Source organism: Candidatus Omnitrophota bacterium (genome assembly GCA_040755155.1).
In the GTDB taxonomy this organism is placed as follows: Bacteria; Hinthialibacterota; Hinthialibacteria; order Hinthialibacterales; family Hinthialibacteraceae; genus JBFMBP01.
On sequence record JBFMBP010000164.1, the window covers coordinates 19,342 to 40,301 of the forward strand.

16 protein-coding genes are annotated in these 20,960 nt (G+C 53.0%); 5 read left to right on the forward strand and 11 right to left on the reverse strand.

The annotated features are described in order from the left end of the window. Positions 1-492: 492 nt before the first annotated feature. On the reverse strand, positions 493-639 hold the full coding sequence (locus AB1656_25955) for a hypothetical protein (GenBank protein MEW6238843.1): 147 nt from the start codon (positions 637-639) through the stop codon (positions 493-495). Between AB1656_25955 and fusA the strand changes: the two genes are divergently transcribed. The 4 genes from fusA to AB1656_25975 all read left to right on the forward strand — a co-directional run bounded on the left by fusA (position 633) and on the right by AB1656_25975 (position 3,583). Beyond that, complete coding sequence (gene fusA / locus AB1656_25960; protein ID MEW6238844.1) at positions 633-2,720, forward strand: elongation factor G; 2,088 nt, start codon at positions 633-635, stop codon at positions 2,718-2,720. The two genes, AB1656_25955 and fusA, sit on opposite strands and share 7 nt — an antisense overlap. Before the next feature lie 19 nt (positions 2,721-2,739). Further along, complete coding sequence (locus AB1656_25965; protein MEW6238845.1) at positions 2,740-2,874, forward strand: hypothetical protein; 135 nt, start codon at positions 2,740-2,742, stop codon at positions 2,872-2,874. Positions 2,875-3,001: 127 nt separating this feature from the next. After that, entirely contained in the window at positions 3,002-3,373 is a 372-nt protein-coding gene (locus AB1656_25970; GenBank protein ID MEW6238846.1) for a transcriptional regulator, read from the forward strand. A gap of 3 nt (positions 3,374-3,376) precedes the next feature. Further along, positions 3,377-3,583, forward strand: coding sequence for a hypothetical protein (locus AB1656_25975; GenBank protein ID MEW6238847.1), 207 nt, complete (start codon positions 3,377-3,379; stop codon positions 3,581-3,583). Between the two features lie 207 nt (positions 3,584-3,790). Here the strand turns inward: AB1656_25975 and AB1656_25980 are convergent, their stop codons facing one another. Beyond that, on the reverse strand, positions 3,791-4,366 hold the full coding sequence (locus AB1656_25980; GenBank protein MEW6238848.1) for a Swt1 family HEPN domain-containing protein: 576 nt from the start codon (positions 4,364-4,366) through the stop codon (positions 3,791-3,793). Continuing rightward, positions 4,366-4,980 carry a DUF5343 domain-containing protein gene (locus AB1656_25985; GenBank protein ID MEW6238849.1) on the reverse strand — a complete coding sequence of 205 codons (615 nt, stop codon included), beginning with the start codon at positions 4,978-4,980 and terminating at the stop codon, positions 4,366-4,368. Before AB1656_25985 ends, AB1656_25980 begins: the two co-directional genes overlap by 1 nt. A gap of 311 nt (positions 4,981-5,291) precedes the next feature. On the opposite strand from AB1656_25985, the gene AB1656_25990 reads away from it, so the two are divergent. After that, positions 5,292-6,860 carry an MFS transporter gene (locus AB1656_25990; GenBank protein MEW6238850.1) on the forward strand — a complete coding sequence of 523 codons (1,569 nt, stop codon included), beginning with the start codon at positions 5,292-5,294 and terminating at the stop codon, positions 6,858-6,860. 154 nt (positions 6,861-7,014) lie between these two features. On the opposite strand, the gene AB1656_25995 is transcribed toward AB1656_25990, so the two are convergent. The 8 genes from AB1656_25995 to AB1656_26030 all read right to left on the reverse strand — a co-directional run bounded on the left by AB1656_25995 (position 7,015) and on the right by AB1656_26030 (position 20,810). Further along, a complete protein-coding gene (locus AB1656_25995; GenBank protein MEW6238851.1) occupies positions 7,015-8,280 on the reverse strand; it encodes a class I SAM-dependent methyltransferase in 1,266 nt (421 codons plus the stop codon). 19 nt (positions 8,281-8,299) lie between these two features. Further along, entirely contained in the window at positions 8,300-8,473 is a 174-nt protein-coding gene (locus AB1656_26000) for a hypothetical protein (protein ID MEW6238852.1), read from the reverse strand. 238 nt (positions 8,474-8,711) lie between these two features. Further along, positions 8,712-11,273, reverse strand: coding sequence for a flagellin (locus tag AB1656_26005; protein MEW6238853.1), 2,562 nt, complete (start codon positions 11,271-11,273; stop codon positions 8,712-8,714). Positions 11,274-11,725: 452 nt separating this feature from the next. Continuing rightward, a complete protein-coding gene (locus AB1656_26010; protein ID MEW6238854.1) occupies positions 11,726-11,992 on the reverse strand; it encodes a hypothetical protein in 267 nt (88 codons plus the stop codon). A gap of 622 nt (positions 11,993-12,614) precedes the next feature. Beyond that, positions 12,615-15,188, reverse strand: a complete 2,574-nt coding sequence (locus tag AB1656_26015; protein ID MEW6238855.1) for a flagellin — start codon at positions 15,186-15,188, stop codon at positions 12,615-12,617. Between the two features lie 390 nt (positions 15,189-15,578). Continuing rightward, on the reverse strand, positions 15,579-16,754 hold the full coding sequence (locus AB1656_26020; protein ID MEW6238856.1) for an NACHT domain-containing protein: 1,176 nt from the start codon (positions 16,752-16,754) through the stop codon (positions 15,579-15,581). A gap of 110 nt (positions 16,755-16,864) precedes the next feature. Next, positions 16,865-18,085, reverse strand: a complete 1,221-nt coding sequence (locus tag AB1656_26025; GenBank protein MEW6238857.1) for a hypothetical protein — start codon at positions 18,083-18,085, stop codon at positions 16,865-16,867. 157 nt (positions 18,086-18,242) lie between these two features. Continuing rightward, positions 18,243-20,810 (reverse strand): alkaline phosphatase family protein, encoded by a 2,568-nt coding sequence (locus AB1656_26030; GenBank protein ID MEW6238858.1) that lies wholly within the window; start codon positions 20,808-20,810, stop codon positions 18,243-18,245. Positions 20,811-20,960: the final 150 nt, after the last annotated feature.

Sequence of the window (20,960 nt, forward strand, 5' to 3'; positions counted from 1 at the left end):
TTTCGTTTCATTATGAGATTCCATGGAATGAAATCTATGACTAGGAAAAGGAGCATAACCGTCCACCTTTTCGAGCCTTTGATGGATTTTTATAAGAAAACCAAGATGTAGAAGTTATCTTCCCCGCGCGGGAAATCATCGAAAAATCATCGTTGGCTAGCTCTTCTTTAACATGGGAAGACAAAAATTATTCTAACGCCGATTCGATAACCTGCTATCGGCCATTTTGTTTACGAGGATGACATTTTCACCGTGGCGTTAGACCCTGACATTTTCACTGTGGCGTAACAAAAGACAATTTTTATATTGACTTTTCCTAAAAACCAACTAAACTTTTATGTTTGTGTTTTTTCTGGGGGGGAACGAAAGAGATTTGAAGATTTTCGAATCGCGTTCGGATTTCCGGCGTTCCCGTTTCACGCAGCTCCCGCCGAGGATAGATATCTCCCGCCGGACTGATTCACGGAAATCATTTTGGGGATGGAAAACGTATTAACTTTTGGCCCGGCTAGCCGTTCTTCTTGCGCGGCGGCCGCAAGGGACGATCATAAGGCTGCGCGGCGGCCTTTCCGGCAACATTGCGCCGCGCAGGCGGCGAAGAACAAGAAAGGAAAACAAAGGCAGGTTTGACGATGGCAAGACAGATTCCCCTAGAACGAGTTCGGAACATCGGCATAATGGCTCACATTGACGCAGGCAAAACCACGGTGACCGAACGCATCTTATATTATACGGGCAAGACGCACAAAATCGGCGAAGTTCACGACGGCGAAGCCACCATGGACTGGATGGAGCAGGAGCGGGAGCGTGGCATTACCATTTGCTCCGCCGCTACGACGTGCTTCTGGAACAACCACCGCATCAACATCATCGACACGCCGGGGCACGTCGACTTCACTGTCGAGGTGGAGCGTTCGCTGCGCGTTCTCGACGGCGCCATCGCCCTCTTCTGCGCTGTGGCCGGCGTGGAGCCTCAATCCGAAACCGTATGGCGCCAAGCCCAGAAATACGAGGTTCCCGTCATCGCCTTCGTCAATAAGATGGATCGCGCCGGGGCGGATTTTTTCCGCGCCGTCGAATCTATGAAGGATCAACTGAGCGCCAATCCCGTTCCCATCGTCATCCCCATGATGAAGGACGGCGAGTTGCGCGCCGTCATTGATCTCATCCACAATGTCGCGCACTATTACGACGATGCGGTCGGCGAGAAGCGGCATGACGAAGCCGTACCGGAAGAATTCGCCGCCGAACGGGACTTTTGGTATAAGCATCTCATAGAGAAAGTCAGCGAAGTAGACGAGCATCTCCTTGAAAAATTCTGCGGCGGCGAGGAGATAACCAGCGAAGAGTTGATACTGGGCATCCGCCGGGCGACGCTGGCGCGGACGATCACCCCCGTCCTTTGCGGCGCCGCCTTCAAGAACAAGGGCGTCAAACGGCTCATCGACGCCGTCGTCGATTTTTTGCCTTCGCCCGTCGATCTTCCGCCCGTTATCGGTTTTCACGAAGGCGAAGAGATCGAACGCCATCCCAGCGACGATTCGCCCCTGGCCGCCTTGGCTTTTAAAGTCGTAGCCGACAAGCACATGGGAAAATTGATCTATTTCCGTGTCTATTCCGGAACCATGCAGGCCGGCAGCTATATTCTGAACGCCAGCAAAGGCAAAAAACAGCGCATCGGGCGGCTATTGCAAATGCACGCCAACAAGCAGGAGCAGCGCGACGCCATCTATTGCGGCGACATCGGCGTCGCCGTCGGCCTCAGCGACACCATCACCGGCGATACGCTATGCGCCGTCGATCATCCCGTGATTCTGGAGGCGATCGAGTTTCCCTCGCCCGTCATTTCCGTCAGCATCACGCCCGAATCCAAAGCCGACAGCGATAAGTTGGGCATGGGTCTTGGCCGCCTCGCGGAAGAAGACCCCACCTTTATCGTCTCGTCCGGCGAGGAATCGGGCGAGACCATCATTTCCGGCATGGGCGAACTGCATCTGGAGATCATCGTCGACCGCCTCAAGCGCGAATACGGCGTACAAGCCGCCGTGGGGCGCCCGCAGGTGGCCTACCGCGAGACCATCACCAAATTCGCCGAAGTCAACCACCGCTATGTTAAGCAAAGCGGCGGCAAAGGCGATTTTGCGCATACCGAGTTCCGCATCGAGCCGGTTCCTGCCGGACAAGGCTTCGAATTCGTCAACGAAATCTATGGCGGCTCCATTCCGCGCGAATACATCCCCGCCGTGGAAAAGGGGATCATCGACGCCATGCAGCGCGGCGTGTTGGCCCATTATCCCATCGTGGATTTGAAAGTGACGCTCATCGATGGCTCCTACCACGACGTGGATTCTTCCGAGCGCGCCTTCCGCATCTGCGCAAGCCAGGCCTTCAAAGACGCCTTCCTGCGCGCTAAGCCCCATCTGCTCGAACCCATCATGCGGGTGCACGTTACGACGCCGACGGAATACGCCGGGTCCGTCAACGGCAGCCTCTGCGGCAAGCGGGGACGCATCCAGGGCATGGACTCCATCGGCAACGCCAGCGTCGTAAAGGCGATGGTTCCCCTATCGGAGATGTTCGGCTACGCCACGGAATTGCGCACTATCACCTCCGGACGCGCCTCCTTCTCCATGCAGTTCGAGCACTACGAACCCGTGCCCCCCAACATCGCCCAGGACATCGTCGACGCCCGCAAGGAAAAAGAACGCGGAGCGGCGTGAGAGGAATGAGGAGTGAGGAATGATGAGTGAAGGCGAGCATGCGATTGGAGTTCGTCTTCCCACTTTTGAATACGATGAGAAGGAGCGGCCGATGCGCCGCTCCTTCCGCGTTTTTGGCTCTATCGCCGTTAATGAATATTGTCAGAAAATGTAAGATGGGCCGCGATGCTTGACCCATCGTTTTTATGTAATATGGTTATTGATGGGTCAAAAGGCGCGACCCATCTTACGCAATAAAAAGAAATATGACGCCATCGACGCGAGCGAGGTTTGAATAGAAAATGAATATCAAACCCATCAAAACAAAAGCGGACTACAAAGCCGCCCTGGCGGAAGCCAAACGCTTGGCGAACGCGCAGCCGAATACGCCAAAAGGCGACAAGCTGGAAGTTCTATCCACGCTAATAGAAGACTACGAAAGAAAGAACCATCCCATAGAAGAACCCGATCCAATAGCGGCGATAGAACATCGCATGGAAGCGTTAGGAATGATCCGCAAGGATTTGGAACCCATCTTAGGAACGCGCGCCCGCGTCAGCGAAATCCTAACGCGCAAGCGCCCCCTCACGCTCTCCATGATCCGCAAAATTCATCAAACCCTGCAAATCCCCGCCGAGACGTTGATACAAACCTATCGATTGAATGAAGAGTGATGAATGATGAGTGATGAATTTCGTCCCGACATTGTCTTTTCCATCGAACGCTATTCCCCGGAGCGCAAGGCGGAATTTCTTTTATCTAACGCCGTAGATGAAAGGGACTACGAGAAAGCGGCGGATCATGTGCGGGCGAAGGGCCTCAATCCAGACGCCATTCCGCATCGCAAGCCCGAATTTTTGTCTGAATCAGGATATCCAGGATAAAAGGATGACCAGGATTTTTGTTAGTTTTTATCCTGAATATCCTGTTAATCCTGACCATCCTGATTCAGACAAGATTTTTTCCGCCTTTGAGTATACATTTACGCATTCAAGGGCAGAAAAAACCTTGCCTTTGATATCCGCCTGCCCTAATCTTTACAATCCGCCAAATATTTGGTTTTGTTTATAGTCAATCTAACGCTGATGTTTTTATCCAACTTGTTTTATCCAATCTCTAAGGTGCATTTCCAATCGTGCCCCTTCCTCAGCAGGCAGCTCATTGGTGTGGGCAATTACATTTCGCGTTCTTTCAGAATCTTTGATTCGACTGATTACCCAAGCTTGATCAGGGAAGTAATCGTTAAACACATCCCAATGGTTGATTATCAAAAGTGCCAAATCACCCAAATCCATATAGAACAATGGATGCTCATTTCGACCTGTGTGCCATAAATTTTTTTTCTCATCTGCTCTTCGCTTTTCAAGTTTGTCCTTCATTCCCTTATTTGCTCGAGTATCAAACCAATTGTCCCCGTCTATTTCAGCAAATGTATTGATGATGAATTCACGAACAAGATTTTCAAAAACGTAAAGCATTCTGTAATAGCGCTGCATCTGAATGGAGCCAGAGCGAATCTTCTCCGACGCTGAAACAAAAAGATCATGATCCTTTTGCTCATATGTAGTTCGTTCAGGTGTTCTAAGAATCCCAGAAATTTGTAAATTTTTCACGCAATAGGATGCAAACAATCCCTTAAGAGTAAAATTGTTGATATCTTTCTCCATTACATTAACTCTTCGCGAAGAGCCTTAAATATTGCGCGATATGTTTCTATATTTTGAGTATCAGGAAGATGTATTTCCAAGCGATATACCAATCCAAATTTACTTTCGCCTTTTATGACTGGTATGTCCTTCGTTGTTGATTCTTGGGGCGAAATCTTGCTTTCTCCAATTAGTGGTGCTGATGTTTCCTTTACCTCGCTAAAATCTGCATATTGCGCAAGAGACTTGAATGTTGACGCTATTTTGAGCGCTACCGAATCTCCTTTACCGGTTTTGGATTTAAACCAACCTTTAAGATCTTCGACCGTCTTTTCGTGAGCTTTCTTATTGCTCGTGTATAGATCATCGAAGGCTATTCGGAGCCGTTCAGCTAAAATATGTTTTGTCTTATTGTGATCGACAAAATCTCGATAACTACTTTGTGGTTTTCCAGATGTATCTAGAAATCCAAGATACTTGAATATTTTTACAATCGATCGATCATTGGAACTGCTAAAACCAAGATCGCGGAGGAAATCATAAGTAAATGCCTCCGGTACTGCTGCATGTTGAATCTTGTCAAGAATCTTATGCAAATTTTTTATCGAAGGTATGTACGGAACATCGATATCCATATGCCTTCTCGTTTCTATATATTAAGAATCTAACAATAATTAGACTGATCTCCATACGAAACGGTCTTCGGATTTGCTGTTCGTATAACACGCCCTTATATTTCTACCCGAAAGCACGTCAATTAATCTGCCATAAATTATTCGCTCTCTACCGAACAGATTCTCGCTAAAACATATTCTACGCCACAAGATGAAGCAAAGTATAGAGCGCATTGATCCCCCGCCCAACGCCCCCATCCCCTTAGAAACTTCCCCCCGTCTCTGGTAGACTGAAATTCCTAATATCCATCGAAAAGAAGGAGACTGGGCGCATGAATCTGGAGGCGGGGCGTAACCATACGGTTCAGGACGTTTATCTCACGAGCGCGTTTTACCGTTATTTGGCGTTGATCGCCGCTTTGTTGGCTTGGACGTTTGACGGCGTCGAGCAGGGCGTTTATACCATCATGACGCGGCCGGCTTTGAAGGACATCATGCCGGAAATCAAGGCGTTGGACCGGCAGCAGACGGAATTGAACGCGCAACTGGACGCTATGATCGCCGCCAAGGGCGCGACAATGCAAGATTTGGAGAAATTGAGATTGCACGATTCTTTCGCTTCGATGCTTCCCGCTGGCGAGAAGGAGGAATGGGAAGAATCACAAGCCAGTCTCAACGCCAAATGGGATTCGCTGGGCAATGCGTCCGGCGCGGCCCCCGGCGACCTTCAGCAATTGAAAACCTTATCCAACGCCGTCTTCAAAAAACTGATCGACGGGCCGGTGGGATGGTTTTACAGTCTAGCCGTGGCCATGTGGCTGTGGGGCGCCGCTTGCGGGGGCGTCATCTTCGGACGCATGGGCGACTGTTACGGGCGGGTGCGCAGCCTGATTTTCGCCGTCATCGTCTATTCCGGATTCACGGGGCTTTCCGCGCTGTCGTTCCATTGGAGCCATCTGGCGATCTGCCGCTTTCTCGGCGCCATCGGCCTCGGCGGCGCCTGGCCGTTGAGCGTGGCGCTCATCGTGGAAACCTGGCCGGACCGGCATCGCTCGGTGCTGGCGGGATTAATGGGCGCGGGGGCGAACGTCGGCTTCTTCATCGCCTCCAAATATTCCGGCTGGATGAGCAACTACAGCTGGCGCTGGATTATCGGCATGGGCTGCGTGATCGGAATCAGCAGCCTCTTGATCATCGCTTTCGTTCCCGAACCGGGCAAATGGAGAGCCTCGCGGGAGAAGCGGCAGCATTCCTCGCTGGGAGATTTGTTCCATCCGCGCTACATCCGCTCGACCATCGTCGGCAGTTTGCTTTCTACGGTGGCGTTGTTGGGAACGTGGGGTTCGTATTTGTGGATGTCGACCTACGTCGATCAGATCGCGCAGGGTACGCCCTATCAATTGACGGCGAAATCGACCATCGCGCTCTATCAATCTTACGGGCAAATCATCGGCGGCTTTATGGGCGGCGTACTGGCGGGGTGGATGGGCAATAAGCGCTCCTGGATCATGCTCTGCTTGATGGCGTGGGCTTCCGTCTTCACCCTCTTCGGCTGGAACGATACCTTCGGGCCGCAAGCGCTATGGATGGGCGCGTTCGCCGGGCTGTTCGTCACGGCGTTCTTCGGCTGGCTGCCCAAATATCTGCCGGAATTGTTCCCCACGAGAATCCGAGCCACCGGCCAGGGATTTTCCTTCAACATCGGCCGCGTCATTGCGGGATTCGGAGTATTGGGAACCGGCGCCTTAGTCGAAGCCTACGGCGGAGATTACCGCAAAGGCGTCATGACCATCTGCTCGGTTTATCTCGTAGGGCTGCTCATCATCTTCTTCGCGCCGAACACCGGCGGCAAGATGGTCTCCGACGAGGAAGACGAAAAAGCAATGATGAATGCGGAATGATGAGTGATGAAAAAAAGGGTGGGGCTTTATATCCCCTCACCCTTGCCCTCTCCCGAAGGGCGAGGGAATTGGATAGCGCGCCTGGGAGCGCGGGCGTCCCGCCCGCATAATGAAAGACGCCGTGAAAGATGCCGTGGGTGGCTTCTACGATCCGTTATAAAAACGAACTCAAATGGCCGCAGACTTTTTGCGAGGCTTGGAAGACGCCTTTGCAGAGGGCTTCCGCGTCTTGCTGCGTAAAGTATTTTTCGAAATACTCCGGCGTCGTCATGTAGATCATTTTTTCGTTGAGATGAAAGCGTTCGAGGTCGGGAAAGGTTCCTACGCCGGGCAGGGGGCCGAGTTGCAGCATGTCGTAGAGGACGTAATCGTTCTTGAATACGTCGAAAATCCGCCCCATCGTCTGCTTCCAATCTTGGGCGAGCGTCCGTTGCAGGTTGGCGATTTCTTCGGCGAATAGAAGACATGCCCCGCAAACGTCGCGGATCATGTGCAATTCCAATGGGAACTGATGAAGGCGTTGTCTGGTTTTTTCCAATAAATCCGCTTGCGATTCCCGCTGCTGTATGTATTTTTCCAAAAAAGCAGTAGTCCATGCCCAATAATAGTTTCGTTGAAAACGATAGAGCAGCTGACCCCACAATTCTTTCGGAACCAATTTGACGGGATCGGCGGGCGGAACCTCCTCCATTTTCGTGCAAAGGATGCGCGAAGAGGCGCATAATTCCGAAGCGATATTCTGGAAACCCGCTTTGTACATGGCGAAGACAAGGCTGTGGAACGAAAAGACGCAGGCTTCCGAACTCGCGAGGCATAACTTTTTGAAGCGCGGCGCAGCGAGGGGATTGGGCGTTTCGGCGTAAATGGCGCCGCCGGTTTTCAAATGACAGTAGAGCCGCTTCAACGCCGCCGAGGGCGTCTGTGTTCTTCCCAGGACGTCGAAGCAGAAGATAAGATCGAACGGCTCTCCTTCCTCCAGCGATTCCGGGGCGTCGAAGCTAAAGGAGAATTTATCGGGGGATGGTTCTTGGCCGCCGTCCGCCGCCAGGGCGGATATTTTTACGGCTTTATAATCCCATCCTTGTTGGCGCAGTAAATTTTCGAAGCGTTTTTTCTCGCTGTAGACTTCCAGAGCCTTCCCCGGTTCGCGTCCGAAACCCGTGAATTGGCGCATCCACTCCATTGGCTCTTGGGCCTGCGGTTCGTCCGCGCCGCCGAAATTCCAATCGCTTCCGAAAAGATCGCCGGAAGCATCCCGCTGAACGGAGGGATTTTGAAAGATCGCCGCGCAATCCCGGCAGATGGAAAAATGAACCTGCGCGTCCATCGCCCATTCGCGAATCAGTTTGTCTTCTTTTTCCCAATACCAGAACGATTGATGGTTGGATGAATCGCAAACGGGGCATAGCGCTGAGGTCATTCTTTTTTCTCCTTTACAATCAATTGCGCTGCGTTTTGGCAGTTCTTATTTCTTCAATGGATTTAACCATATCCGCCGCCGCATGGGAGATTTCCTGGTGATCCTCTTCCCACGTTTTATTCTTCGTCTCTTCATAATGTTCGTCTCGAATTTTACGAAGCCATTCCATTCCCTTAAACTCTTTCGTTTCCATAGATCATCACCATATTTGAATGTTTTAGCTGAGTGAAGATGTTTCCCCACCCAAGATAGCTAATCTTTACCCAAAAGTCGGAGGGATCGATCAAGGGCAGAAACAACCTTGCCCTTGCCACCCCGCTAGAATATTTTCTAATCACTTTTTACTGTTTTTTGATTATACGCCATTCTAAGCGCGAAGCCGATGCGGCGCGAGGCCGCATCGGCTTTTGTCAGGCTTTCAGGCTTTTTTGTTAACCCAGCAGCGACAGGAAGCTCTGGGGGAGAAAGTTCGCTTGTGCGAGGACGGAAACGCCGGATTGCAGCAAGATTTGATTTTTGGCGAATTCCGTCGATTCTCTGGCGATGTCGGCGTCCCTTAGCCGCGATTCGGCGGCTGTCAGGTTTTCCGATGAGACGCTGAGGTTGGAGATGGTGCCCTCCAATCGGTTGGTCGCCGCGCCGAGAAGGGAGCGGGTGCGGTTGATCTGGTCGAGGGCTTCATCGACGATTTTCAGAGCTTCGTTGGCGCCCTCGTAGGTCGTAACGTCGATGTCTTCCACCGTGCGTCCGCTGCCGCGTCCGAAGCCCAGATTCTGGGAAGTGAGATCGCCCAAGGTAGTGCGGAAACTGTCGAAAGCGAAGGCGCCGATGTGAAAGTTGACCGACTTGTTGACGGCGGAAATGATAATCGTCGTTCCCGGATCCGGCTCGTCCGTACTGGATTTCGTAATATCGAGGATCGTGTCGAAGTCCACCATCAGCGTACGGGCGACGCCGCTTGTGAAGCTTCCATCGTCGATGAAGACGACGTCTTGCGCTCCGTTTTGGAAGGTGACTTTCGGTCCGCCGTTCAACGATCCGACGTATTCGCTGGCGTTAACTTCCAGGATGTCTTTGCCCACCTTCAGGTTGTTGCCTACGCGGAAGGTGATTTGTTCCTGCACGGCGCCGTCGACAGTGGCCTCAGCGCCATAGAGAGTAATGACATCGCCCGCTTTGGCCCGAACGGCCGAGCCGCCGTTGATGCGGAAGGTAGCCGATTCGGCGAAGCCTTCCTTGACGAGATCCCCTTTATCCTGAATCGTGAACGTCTGGTTGATTCCGGCGGTTGGCCTGCTGTTATAGGTTAACGTGAAGCTTAACTGGGAATTGTCGCGTCCGAGATCGTCGAGCAGACGGAGTTTGCCTTCCGGAGTTATGGTAACGACGCCGGTTTCAAACCGGGAGAGATCGCCGTCCATCCCAGCGACCGTATAATCCCGGGTGCGGTAGTTCAATTCCGCGATCAATCCGGAGAGCGTGGCGAATTGAAAATCGTTGAAGACGGTGTCCGTCGATGCGCTTCCGCTGATGGTGTATGCGGCGACGAAAGTCGTTCCATCCGCTTCCGTTCCACGCAGAGTGATCGTATCGCCGATGGAAATGGATGAGCCGCCCGTGTAAAGGCTGTCGACGAATGTTCCGTTCAATTGCAATCCCCGGAGAGAACTCGCCAGAGAAACGTCGCGCCGAATATTGACGCCTGCGTGATCCTGAAATTGAATCGTGCTATCGATGGTTCGGGTTTGCGCGCCTTGCACGTCTTCCACGTCGATGGAAAAGTTGCCGGTTCCGAACGTGCTGCCCGTGATGGCCGTCACGGCGTTGCCGATTTGGCCTCCGCCGGAGAGAACGGAATTGATGCCGATGGCGCCCGACCGCGTGACGCCGTCGGCTTTCGTAACTACAAAGTTATTTCGGACCAGGCGGAGGTTCAGGCTGGACTGGTTCGCCGTTTCCAGATCGCTGACCAGCAGCAATCGGCCGCGGTTGTCGCTCGTATTGGCGGCGAGCGTTACCGTCGTACGGAAAGACGTCGGCGCGCTGGCGGCGGAATTGACGCCCCAAAGAGACATTTCGGCCTGGTCGATGGCGAGATTGATGGCGCCAAGCAGCGAGGTTTCCGACGCGGCGGTTTGAGTCGAGTCTCCCAAGAACGTGATGTTCGACGCGCTGACAGTGCCGCTGAATTTAGTTACGCCGTCGGAAAGAACGCCTTCGAAGGAGATCAAATCGCCGTCTTGGATGGAGACGGTATTGAAAATGCCTCCGTCGCCGATTTGCAAAGCCGACGTGCCCGCCGTTCCGTTCAGTCCCGCCGTGGAGGCGAAACGAGCGAGGGTGACGGCAATATCCGTACTGTTCTGGATGCCGGCGTGCATGGTCCGCGTCACGCCGTTGCTGTCGAGTCCCGGAATCAATTGGGAAAATCCGTTCTTCGTTTTGACGATGTTGAGAAAATGCTGTCCGTTTTCCAGCGTGCTGGAGCTCGGTCCTTGGTCAATGTTGATGCCGAAATTTTGCACGCCGTCCTGGCCCGGCTTGATTTCGGCGCTGGAGCCGAAATCGCCGTTGAGCAGATGATTGGTTCCGAATTTGGTGGTATTGGCGATTCGAGTGATTTCGTCAATACTTTGGAACACTTCGTCCTGGATGGCTTGCCGCGCCTGCAAATCGTTCACTCCCGTATTGGCCGCTTGCACCGCGAGAACGCGGATGCGATCGAGCCGGGAGGTCATTTCGTCGAGGGCGCCTTCGGCGACGTTGATCAGGTTGACGCCGTCCTGGGCGTTCATTATAGCGCGATCCAATCCCCGGACCTGCGATCGAATTCGAGTTACGACGGTCATGCCCGCCGCATCGTCGCCGGCCCGGTTGATCCGAAGCCCCGACGAGAGGCGTTCGATGCTTTTCTGCATGGAACGTCCGGTTACGTCGAGGTTCCGGTTGGCGTTAATGGCGTTGATATTGTTGTTGATTCTGGCGATACTCATGGGATTCCTCCGTGAAGGGAATTCTGTCAGCATCCTTGCCGACAGCGTTAGCGCGAGGAAACGCCTCGCGGGCGATTTATCCCAATGGCGCCGGAGGGGGCTGTAGAAAGGCGATAGCGCGCCGGGGCGTCGAGTGAAACGCCCCGGCGCGCCCTTTCAAAACAACCGGCGCGATTGGTTGCTTGATGGGCTTTCAAAAACCTCTCCTCAAGCCAGGCGCGGAGTTTCAGAGGGGGCGCTGTAGAGACGCCACGCTTGGTTGAGGTCGAAATCCTGAGCGACCCAAGGAATGCCAGGGATGAAGCCGGCTAGCGAGTTGGAGCCATAACGATCAACCTCTCGTCGTTTCCAGGGAGTCAACCTGGCTCATCGCCCCGCCGAGGGGGATGATGACGGGTTATGTCGATTTATGGAACGTGGGATGTCCTTTCTTGTTGACGGCGTTTTATTCTTTATTTCGTCGAAAGAACCAGAATCGGGAGCCGCGTTCGTTCGCCGCCGCCGGTTCCGCCTTTCTTGCGGAAATTCATCGAATCGTTTTCTGTATTTCGGTCGTCTAAAACCGCCGTCAGAGGCGCCAAAGGCAGCGCTTCAAGGCGGATAACGTCTTCCCTTGCTTTCGATCGAGCCGGGATGAGGGATTCCCAGAGGGCCAGGAAAAGAGGCCAGCGAGCCAACCATCGCGCGGCGGTTTCCCGCCAGAGGCGTGGACTCGTCAACGGTTTCCTCTTTCGAGAACCGCCGGGAATCCCCATCGCTCGGTCATATGTTGAGCCCGGACTGTTTCCATGAGTCCTCTCACGCCGGAGAACGATCACTCCATCTAATGGACGGAGGAAGAAGAAAGAGGTCCATCGGATGGCGTAGTGAAAACTTGGTCGCACCCAAGATTTCTCCGGCCGGATTCGCCCGGCGTCTGCAAGGGCGCCGGAGGGCCGAAAGAGTGGAATGGGCTTCATGTTCGAGTCCATAAGGCATACTCCCGATTCGCATTTCGTTTACCGATCCTAATAACGTTCGCACCGTTGGATCAGGCGTAAGCAAGAAAGCGAGCGGGTTGTTTCCGGATTTTACGAAGAATCCATTTTCGCAGGTTGGAAACGAATCGTTGAACCTGGATCTTTTTCATGGATTTATACTCCTTCCCAGAACGGGAATCGCGTTCGATCTTATTCGTTGTTTAGATGGTTTCGCCGAAGTCCGGCTGGGGATTCGGAAAAACGATCAAAGCGGCGAACAGCTCCATTTTCCTTGGTTGGCGGGGCGGGGTGGGGAGGCGGAGCTATGGCTCCCCACCCCGCCGATACTCTTTGGCGGTGACCGATTCAAGCCAGTAACTTATTAGCCGAGAAGCGAGAGTAATCCTTGCGGCAGGAAGTTGGCCTGCGCGAGGACGGAAGTGCCTGCTTGGAATAGAATCTGATTGGAAGTGAAGTTGGAGACTTCTGACGCCATGTCGACGTCGCTCAGGCGCGATTCAGAAGCCGAGAGGTTCTCCGAACTGACCGAGAGGCTGGAGATGGTCGTATCGAGCCGGTTGGTGAAAGCGCCGAGGGTGGAACGGGTGCGGCTGACCTGGTCGAGCGCCTGGTCGATGATTTCCAGGGCGGTGTTGACGCCGCTGATGGTGGTAACGTTGATGTCGGAGACGGTTTTCCCGCTGCCGCGGCCGAAGCCGAGGTTGTCTCCGCGCAGATCGGGGATATTGACTTGCAAATCTTGTCCTTTGAAGGGACCGACTTGGAAATTGAGAGCGCTGTTGACTGTGGAGAGCAGGATGGCGACGCCGGTATTAGGATCGCCGTTGCTGGGCGGTCCCGTGATGTCCAGAATATTGTCGAAGTCAAGCATCAAGGTTTCCGCCACGCCTTCGCTGAAGCCGCTTTCGAAGAAGACATTCGTATCGCCGTTCTGGAAAGCGACCTGAGGACCGCCGTTGAGCGAACCGTAGAAGAGTTGGGCTTCGATTTCCACCGTGTCGTAACCCTTATTGAAAATGGATTGGCCGATGGATTCGCGGGCGCCTGCACCGAGGGTGATGGTCAGGCGCTGCTGAGACTCGTTGAATTTGGTCGGTTCTTCGCCGTACAAGACAACGGTGTCGCCAACTCTCACGCGTTGGAGCGGCCCGCCCGCCATGGAAATGGTCGCCTCTTCCGGATTGCCGTAAATGATGACCTCGGCGCGGTCCGTCATCGTTCGGGGTTGTTCGTCCGAGGCGTACGTGCGGTCCTGGACGCGCAAGAAAATGTTGGATTGAGAACTGTCGGCGATATCGTCGATCAGCTGGAGATGGCCCTCTCCCGTCAGAGTGACCATCGCCTTTTGAAAACCTTCGCTGAGCCGGGCCGAGCCGTCGGCAGCGAGGCGGTTGCGATAGTTCAATTCGTCGACCAAGCCGCCGAGAGTGGTAATCCTCGCGTCGTCGAGATCGGCGTCGTCATTGGGATCCGTGGATATGGTGAACGTGGTTTCGAAGGTGCTGCCGTCCACCTGGGTTCCCTGAATCGTGATGGTGTCGTCGGCGGCGAAGCGGATGCCGTTGTCGCCCGTCGTGAAGATTCCGTTGACGAAGGTTCCATTCAAAACGGCGCCGCCTTTACCCGCCAGACTGGTCGAGCGGGTGATGATGGAGCCGGCGGGTTCGCTGAAGGTTAGCGTCGTTTCGAGTTTGCGGCGGTTGGGCGGCGTTACGTCGGAGACGTCGATCTTGAAGTTGCCGCTATCGAAGGTGGAACCGGTGATGGCTTGGATGGTATTGCCGTATTGCGCGCCGACATCCATACCTCTGACGAAATCGCGGGTGGAATCGATCCTGAGTTTCAAATCGCCGGTCGAACTGATGACGCTGAATTGAATGTTGAATTGAGAGGGAGCGGCCGTCGCGTCAGCGTTGGTCGTCGTGCTGGTGCCGCCCGCTTTGGCGCTGAGGAAGCGGATGCGTCCGCTGCCTTCCGCTTGGGTAAGCGTATTCAGAGGAAGGCTGACGTGCGTTTGCACGAAGGTGCTGGGAATGTCCGTCGTCACGCCGCCGAAGAGAGCGATTTCCGCGTTGTCGATGGCGGTTTGGACCTGTTGCATCAGGTTTTGCATCGTATTGGGACCGCCGGCGCTGCTGACGCTCAAAGCGCCCGTAAAGGGGGTGATTCCGTCGGAAAGAACGCCTTGGAAGGTGATAATGTCCGAACCGGCGACGGAAACGCCGTCGAAGGTCAGGCCGCTCAAATTGTCCGCGTAAGCGGCGGCGTTGGCGCCGTTGAGGAATCGTCCCGTCGTCACGGCGATGTCCGTGGCGTCCTTGATGCCGGTGGCGAAGATGGCCTGCCCATCCTCTTTTTTATAAGGAATAATTTTTTCCGAACCTTCTTTGGTTCGGATGACATTCAATATGGAAACGCCGGACCGGAGATTGCTGGCGTTGGGATCGTTGGAAATGCCGACGCCGATATCGTCCTGGCCCGCCTTGACGCTGGTGGCGTTGGCGTTGTCGCCCGTGAAGAGGAGGCGAGTGCTGAAACGGGCGGTGGTGGCGATGCGGTTGACCTCGTCGACCTGTTGAAAGACTTCGTCCTGAATCGCCTGGATGGCGGCGGAATCGAACGTGCCCGTATTGCCCGCGGCGATGGCCAATTCCCGAATGCGCTGCAGGCTGGAGACCATAGAGTCAAGGGCGGCCTCGGTCGTGTTGACCATGCTGATGCCATTCTCGGCGTTTTGGATCGCCTGATCGGTTCCGCGTATTTGAGTGCGCAGCCGTTCGCGAATGGTAAGGCCGGCGGCGTCGTCGCCTGCGCGGTTGATGCGCAGACCCGAGGAGAGCCGTTCGATGTTTTTGGATAGGTTGTTTGATGTGGCGTTGAGGTGCCTGGTTGCGGAGATGGCCGCAACATTGTTATTGATCCGCGTAATGCTCATTTTCGTATCCTCCGTGATACATTGGACCGGCAATCCTTGCCGGCGCGTTCGCTTCTTTTCCATCCTGAAAAGAAGCGTGAGCGTTGGGGTCCGCCGCTGCTTGAGAGGGTCAATCTCTTCGCTCGTCCTTGAGCGTGGCGGAATATGTTTGGGTTTCGACCCCTACTCTCTCTCGCCCTCCATCGAGGCTTTTCGCAATGTCAATAAAGGTTATCGGCGGCGAATTTCGAGCCTTTATACTTTTTTTAATTTTTTTTCTTTCGGCTCTTTGCGCCTTCGATCTGGGCTAAGGTATCGGCGGAAAATTGGCGGGCTTGAGCGGGATTTGAAAATATATGAAGAATTTTTCGAAGAGACGGTATTGTGGCAAACTAGCGCCTCTCGTGTTTTTTACGCTTGGAGACGCAGGAAGAGCCAATATAAGGCTTTGGTGAAGACATATGCCCCTCGTCCGAATTCGGCGTCTTGTTGAATGACATCCAATTTGCGCATTTTCCTCAGGAAATTATCGAAAACATTGGCTTCTTCTTTTGTTAGTTTTTCTTGAATATCTTTTCGTGTAAATTGAAACAGAATTTCTCCCTCTGCGATTCTTTTAAGAATTCTCTTATATTTAATGCTTTTAATAGCGGATACGATTTTCGGCTCGATGTACTTCTCTCCAATGATTCGCGTTGCCCGCCTAATTCCCTGAGTAACATCTTCTTCATCAATAAGATTGTCTTGGTTGATTTGGTAAACAGCGTCTCCCAATTCGTGCATAAAAACGGGGTAACCGTTGGAAAAAACATTTAATAATTTCAACGAGGCCGAAGAAACCTTTACGCCCACTTTCTCAAAAGCTTTACGGAAAAACTCGTTGGTTTCTTCTTCATTGAACCGGCGGATTTCGATGGGATCGAAAACGCGATCAAGCGAAGGTTGGCTTGCGATCAGTTGGCTGCGGCGTTCCGGCAAGCCGACAAGAACAAGAGTTAGAGGAATGGAATCGCGCTGAACAGCGATACCATCGATGAGACTTTTCAACCAATTGGCGAATTTTTCGTTGGCGGCGAGGCCGTTGAGATCGTCCAGGATGAGTAGAACGCCGTCTCGTTGATCTCGAATTTTATCCCATAAATTATTCAATATTTTCGAAAAATTATTGACGGCGTTCGACAAATCGCTTTTCGTCGCGTTGAAGGTCATTTGTACGCCAAATAAATCCACTTCTTGAAGATGTTTTTCGAAGATATTTTTTATGGAATCGAACCAGCTTTTTTTGACGCTGGCGTCAATCAGGCCTTCGAAAACTCTCTTCGCCATTTCCTCCAACGCGCCCACCTCGCCGAGAAAGACGTGAATAGGTAATACTTTATAATCGTTTTCAACCATAAAAGCGCAGAAGGAACAGAGAGAACTTTTTCCGATTCCTCTTTCTCCTTGTACGAATATCCGTTCCAACGATTTTCTTCCGATAGATTTCTTGACGGTAGCGACGAATTGTTGAATCTCGTTGACTCTGCCTGTAAAAAATTCTTTGGGAACGGGGACTCCGGGAGTGAATGGAGAATATTCTTTTGGCATTGGGAACACCCTATTCACAATATTTTATGAATATTTTACCATAAGGCGAGTTTGAAATCCATTATTAAGGGATTGGGGATTGAGATATAAAATGATAGTCGGTTTAAGCGTCATCGGTTTCCCGGCGCAAAGTAGACCTTCGACATTCCTTCCCCTCCCACGTCGAAAAAGAGCAATTCGCCGTCCGCGTTCCAGCTAAGGTTACGGATCGGCCGCCGGGATTGGAAGAGCGGCTTCGGTTCCATTTTCGCCCTGTCTGCAACGGGCCGAAAATCGCCGCTGACGACGATTTCCCAATCGCGAACGGCCGATGCGTCTTTTCGAGCGCCCGGTTTGGCGTTGATCCGCTCGCGGATTTGCGCATAACGCCGGCCGTTTGGCGTCCATGCGAATTGGGGCCATCCGCTGGCATAAGGCATAGAAACGCCGTTGGGCATGATATCCATGAAACAAGCCAGCCGCGCTGAATAGCGCTCCATCGTTTCCGGGAAAAAATCGGACGGCGAGAAAATATCCAACTCCGCCGCTAATCGATCCCCGCCGGGCGCCAGGGAAAGCCTGTAGAACGTCCCCGGCGTCCCCATCTGCCCGATCCTTTTTCGGCCTTCGGGAAGCGGAGCGGGGGTCCCATTTTTTTCTATTGTTTGCATGTCGATAAAACTGTCCGGCTCCCCTTGTCCCGAAATATATGCAATCCGCGAATCGTCCAGCCATACTCCGCCCTCGCTGTAATCTTCGATCGCGACCGGTTGGCTGCCGTTCAGTTTGGCGATGGAAATTCTAGTATACCCTCTCTCTTTCATCGCGCTTGTCAAAAGCAAATTCTCTCCCGAAGGCGAGAAGGATAGTTCTTTGATCGATCCTTCCATGCGAAACGAAAGAGGATCCAATCGTCCCTTTTCCGCATCCAGGAGAAATACTACGTCCTCTATGGCGATAGCCAGCCGGGGAGAATTCGCCGCCCAAGCCCATGCGGACGGCGCTTGGGACAAGGAATAGACCGCCGTCGATCGAAAAGGGATGTGAAATAGAACCACGGAGGCGTTTCCGCGGGTATTCTTCGCCAATAAGGCCAACAATGTCCCATCCGCATTCATCGCAGGCCGAGGATATAGGGAAAATTCGCCGCGAAGCGTTTGCTTCGACAAACCGTCCCGCAAAAAATACGCTCCTCCTTTTCCCACGGCGATGCATTCCGCCGCCGCCCCGCCGCTATAAAGAACTATGTCCGATTCCGGCAAAGCGACATAGGCGGGTTCCATTCCCGCCGAATTATGCCCGGCAAGAATCAGCAGACATACTATTGACCATAACCTATTTATATAAATCATGTCGCGTTCGTTTCGAATATCCTTCGAGTTGTCTGTCTTTCCTATTCCTCTCGCGTCCGCAAGCCTTTTCCTTAGTTACGCATTAAACAAGAAGAGGTAACGAATTTCTGCGCGTATTTCCCAGTCCATTCAGCGTTTCTTCTATGGCTATACGCCGTTATTTTTTCTCTGGATAGGGGACGCCGTACCCTTTTACGGAATGCCATACAATCCGGTTCAATGTATCTTCGTCGATTCGATCCGGCGCGGAAAAATCCAATTGCATCGATTGCTCGGCCAGCTGGCGCTGCAAACCGCCAATCTGTTTCAATGGCGGATTGATTTCATCCAGCGGAACATTGTTTTTCTTGGCGGAATAGGACGTGAGATTGGCTTCCGCCTGAAAACATTCGCGCATAGGCGTCGCCATAAGATCGAACTGGTTCATAGGCGGCAATCCCAGGATCAATTCCATCGTTTTCACCATGCTGGGCTGGGTATACATAATGCTGTCGACATAACCTCGGCGCGTATAGGGAGAGATGACGAACGCCACAGTTCGATGGGCGTCGACATGGTCTAAACCAGCCTGCGGGTCGTCTTCCACGACGAAAATGCAAGTTTTCGGCCAAAAGCGGCTGCGGCTAATGGCTTCCACGATTCGCCCCAAAGCCAGATCGTTGTCCGCCACGGCGGCGCGGGGAGATGGCCGTCCGGGAGAGGTTCCGCTGGTGTGGTCGTTGGGCAGAAGCATAATCGTAAAGTTGGGCAGCGAACCTTTTTCCTCGAATTGTCGCAGCTCACGGATAAATTCCTCCGCCCGGTAAACGTCGGGGACTTTGTTCGTGAAACCGGGATACGCGGGACACAAGTAGGATTCGAGTGGTTTTACATCGGTTTTCGCGCCTAAACGAATCGTATGGGCGCCGTTGAGAAAATCCTGGTAAATATCCATAAACGTTGCGGTCGCCGGGGAGATAACCGGATTGGTGAATTCGCCGTAAACCCGGAAAGTCAATCCATGGCGCAAAACGTTGTCCCAAATGAAGCCGCTGGAAGCGTACGCCAGTGGATCGCTGCCTTCGTAAGGATAACTGCGGTTGAAATCGCCGAAGAATCGTTCGAGATAATCCGTCACGTACGCTTCGTTTGTCCATTGGTGGCCGTCCGCGCTCAATACGCCGCTGCAATAAAAGTTATCGAACAATACGAATTCTTCCGCCAGCGCATGATGGTTGGGAGTGATTTCCCGGCCAAAATGAACTAAGGACGGCTCCCCATTCCCTTGTGGAAGATCCCCCAATACTTGATCGTAAGTGCGGTTTTCTTTGATGATGTATACGACATGATCGAAGAGGGACGGTTCGCCATGCCTTTCCGGAACGGGAACCGGTTGTATCCCGCTTCGAGCCTTTTCCAGTTTTCGGCGCAGTTCCGGCAATCGGTTGTTATTCGCCGTTTTTTGCGTCCAGACATCCAATTGTTCTTGGGTGGATTGTGGAATAAAGGAGATGGATCCCAAATGGTCGTGCGAATTCGCCGCCGTGCGCGAACTGAGCTGATTGAGCGATCCCAATCCCTTGACGTTGGCGACGAACATTATCTTTTCGTTTTTCGTCAGGCTAATGGCGCCGGGATACCATCCCGTCGGGATGCACCCGAGTAAACGGGATTTCCCCTTTTTACGAAGAAACGAATCCGAGTCGCTCAATTCGAAGACGGCGACGGCGTTATTTCCTCCTAAGGTTGCGAACAAGCGTCTAGCTTGACGGTCTATCGCCAACGCCGTCGGCGCGCTGCCGAACGGCAAATCCGGATTGGGCTTGGTTTCTATTTCGTAAACGACAAGATCCTTATCCGCATCGATAAGGGAAATGGAGTCGGAATTGGAATTGGCGACAAACAATAAGCGACCATCGGGCGAGAGAACCATCGAGCTGGGATGCAGGCCGGTTTCAATCTCTCCAACCGCTTTCCGTTTTTCCCAATCGATGACCGTAACCGTTCCGCTGTTCGCAATGCCGGTATCTTCGTCGACCAGAACTTTGGAACCGGCGCTGTCGGCTACGGCCTCATCGGCTTCGGGCCGGCGTCCGCCCCAATTGCTGACGTATATTTTTCCCGATGGCGCGCAGACGGACATAAAAGGACACATTCCCGTTTCGATCTCTTCCACTTGCCCATTTTCCAGATTGACGACGCCTAATGAGTTGTTGCGGGTTAAGGCGGCGAGAAGATGGCGTCCGCCAGGAACATAAGTTATTCCAGCGGGCACGCAGTCGCCTCCAATCTTCGGCGCGGGCAAGTCGATCGGATCATCCCACGTTGCGACGCCTTTCGCATCCAGACGGGCGCGCAAAATCCGCGACTCCGCATCCGTTGTGTAGATTAAGCGCCCGTCGGGGGAAAAGAGTATTCCCGTAACGCTATGCCCGCTGCGGGGCAGGGAAAGCGATTGGCGGATGCGGCGCGTTTCGATATCGATCAAGATCAAGTCGGATTTATTTTTGACCGCCAGCAGTTTCTCGTCCGGGCTGACGGCAAAATCCGTCGGTCTGCCGGGAAACGTAACTTGCATTCCCGCAGGTTCGATAATCTGTTCCGTAGGAACATACAGCGTCCCGTCTTCGTTGAATCCAACCTGAATCCGTTTCTCTTCCTTAGAGTTGTTTTCGCTATAAGTTGTTATGCAGAAAGCGAGGGAGAATAAAAAAATCGCGGCGATTTTTTGCATAATTTTCGTCATCAGTTCACTCCACAATTTAGATTGTAGGATGAAATCATGTAAGCGAAGAGGGAGGCCGATACTTGGTGGTAGACGTATCTTTTAAACGCGGGGTCAGCGAGCTGCCCCAAAAAAGAAAGGACACCGCCATGAAATACATGGGTATCGACC

Bases quoted from the DNA above. Each gene is read 5' to 3' on its own strand.
- AB1656_25970 (MEW6238846.1), top strand. From the start codon at position 3,002: ATGAATATCAAACCCATCAAAACAAAAGCGGACTACAAAGCCGCCCTG.
- AB1656_25975 (MEW6238847.1), top strand. From the start codon at position 3,377: ATGATGAGTGATGAATTTCGTCCCGACATTGTCTTTTCCATCGAACGC.
- fusA (MEW6238844.1), top strand. From the start codon at position 633: ATGGCAAGACAGATTCCCCTAGAACGAGTTCGGAACATCGGCATAATG.
- AB1656_26000 (MEW6238852.1), bottom strand. From the start codon at position 8,473: ATGGAAACGAAAGAGTTTAAGGGAATGGAATGGCTTCGTAAAATTCGA.
- AB1656_25995 (MEW6238851.1), bottom strand. From the start codon at position 8,280: ATGACCTCAGCGCTATGCCCCGTTTGCGATTCATCCAACCATCAATCG.
- AB1656_25990 (MEW6238850.1), top strand. From the start codon at position 5,292: ATGAATCTGGAGGCGGGGCGTAACCATACGGTTCAGGACGTTTATCTC.
- AB1656_26030 (MEW6238858.1), bottom strand. From the start codon at position 20,810: ATGACGAAAATTATGCAAAAAATCGCCGCGATTTTTTTATTCTCCCTC.
- AB1656_25985 (MEW6238849.1), bottom strand. From the start codon at position 4,980: ATGGATATCGATGTTCCGTACATACCTTCGATAAAAAATTTGCATAAG.
- AB1656_26020 (MEW6238856.1), bottom strand. From the start codon at position 16,754: ATGCCAAAAGAATATTCTCCATTCACTCCCGGAGTCCCCGTTCCCAAA.
- AB1656_25965 (MEW6238845.1), top strand. From the start codon at position 2,740: ATGATGAGTGAAGGCGAGCATGCGATTGGAGTTCGTCTTCCCACTTTT.
- AB1656_26025 (MEW6238857.1), bottom strand. From the start codon at position 18,085: ATGATTTATATAAATAGGTTATGGTCAATAGTATGTCTGCTGATTCTT.
- AB1656_26005 (MEW6238853.1), bottom strand. From the start codon at position 11,273: ATGAGTATCGCCAGAATCAACAACAATATCAACGCCATTAACGCCAAC.
- AB1656_25980 (MEW6238848.1), bottom strand. From the start codon at position 4,366: ATGGAGAAAGATATCAACAATTTTACTCTTAAGGGATTGTTTGCATCC.
- AB1656_26015 (MEW6238855.1), bottom strand. From the start codon at position 15,188: ATGAGCATTACGCGGATCAATAACAATGTTGCGGCCATCTCCGCAACC.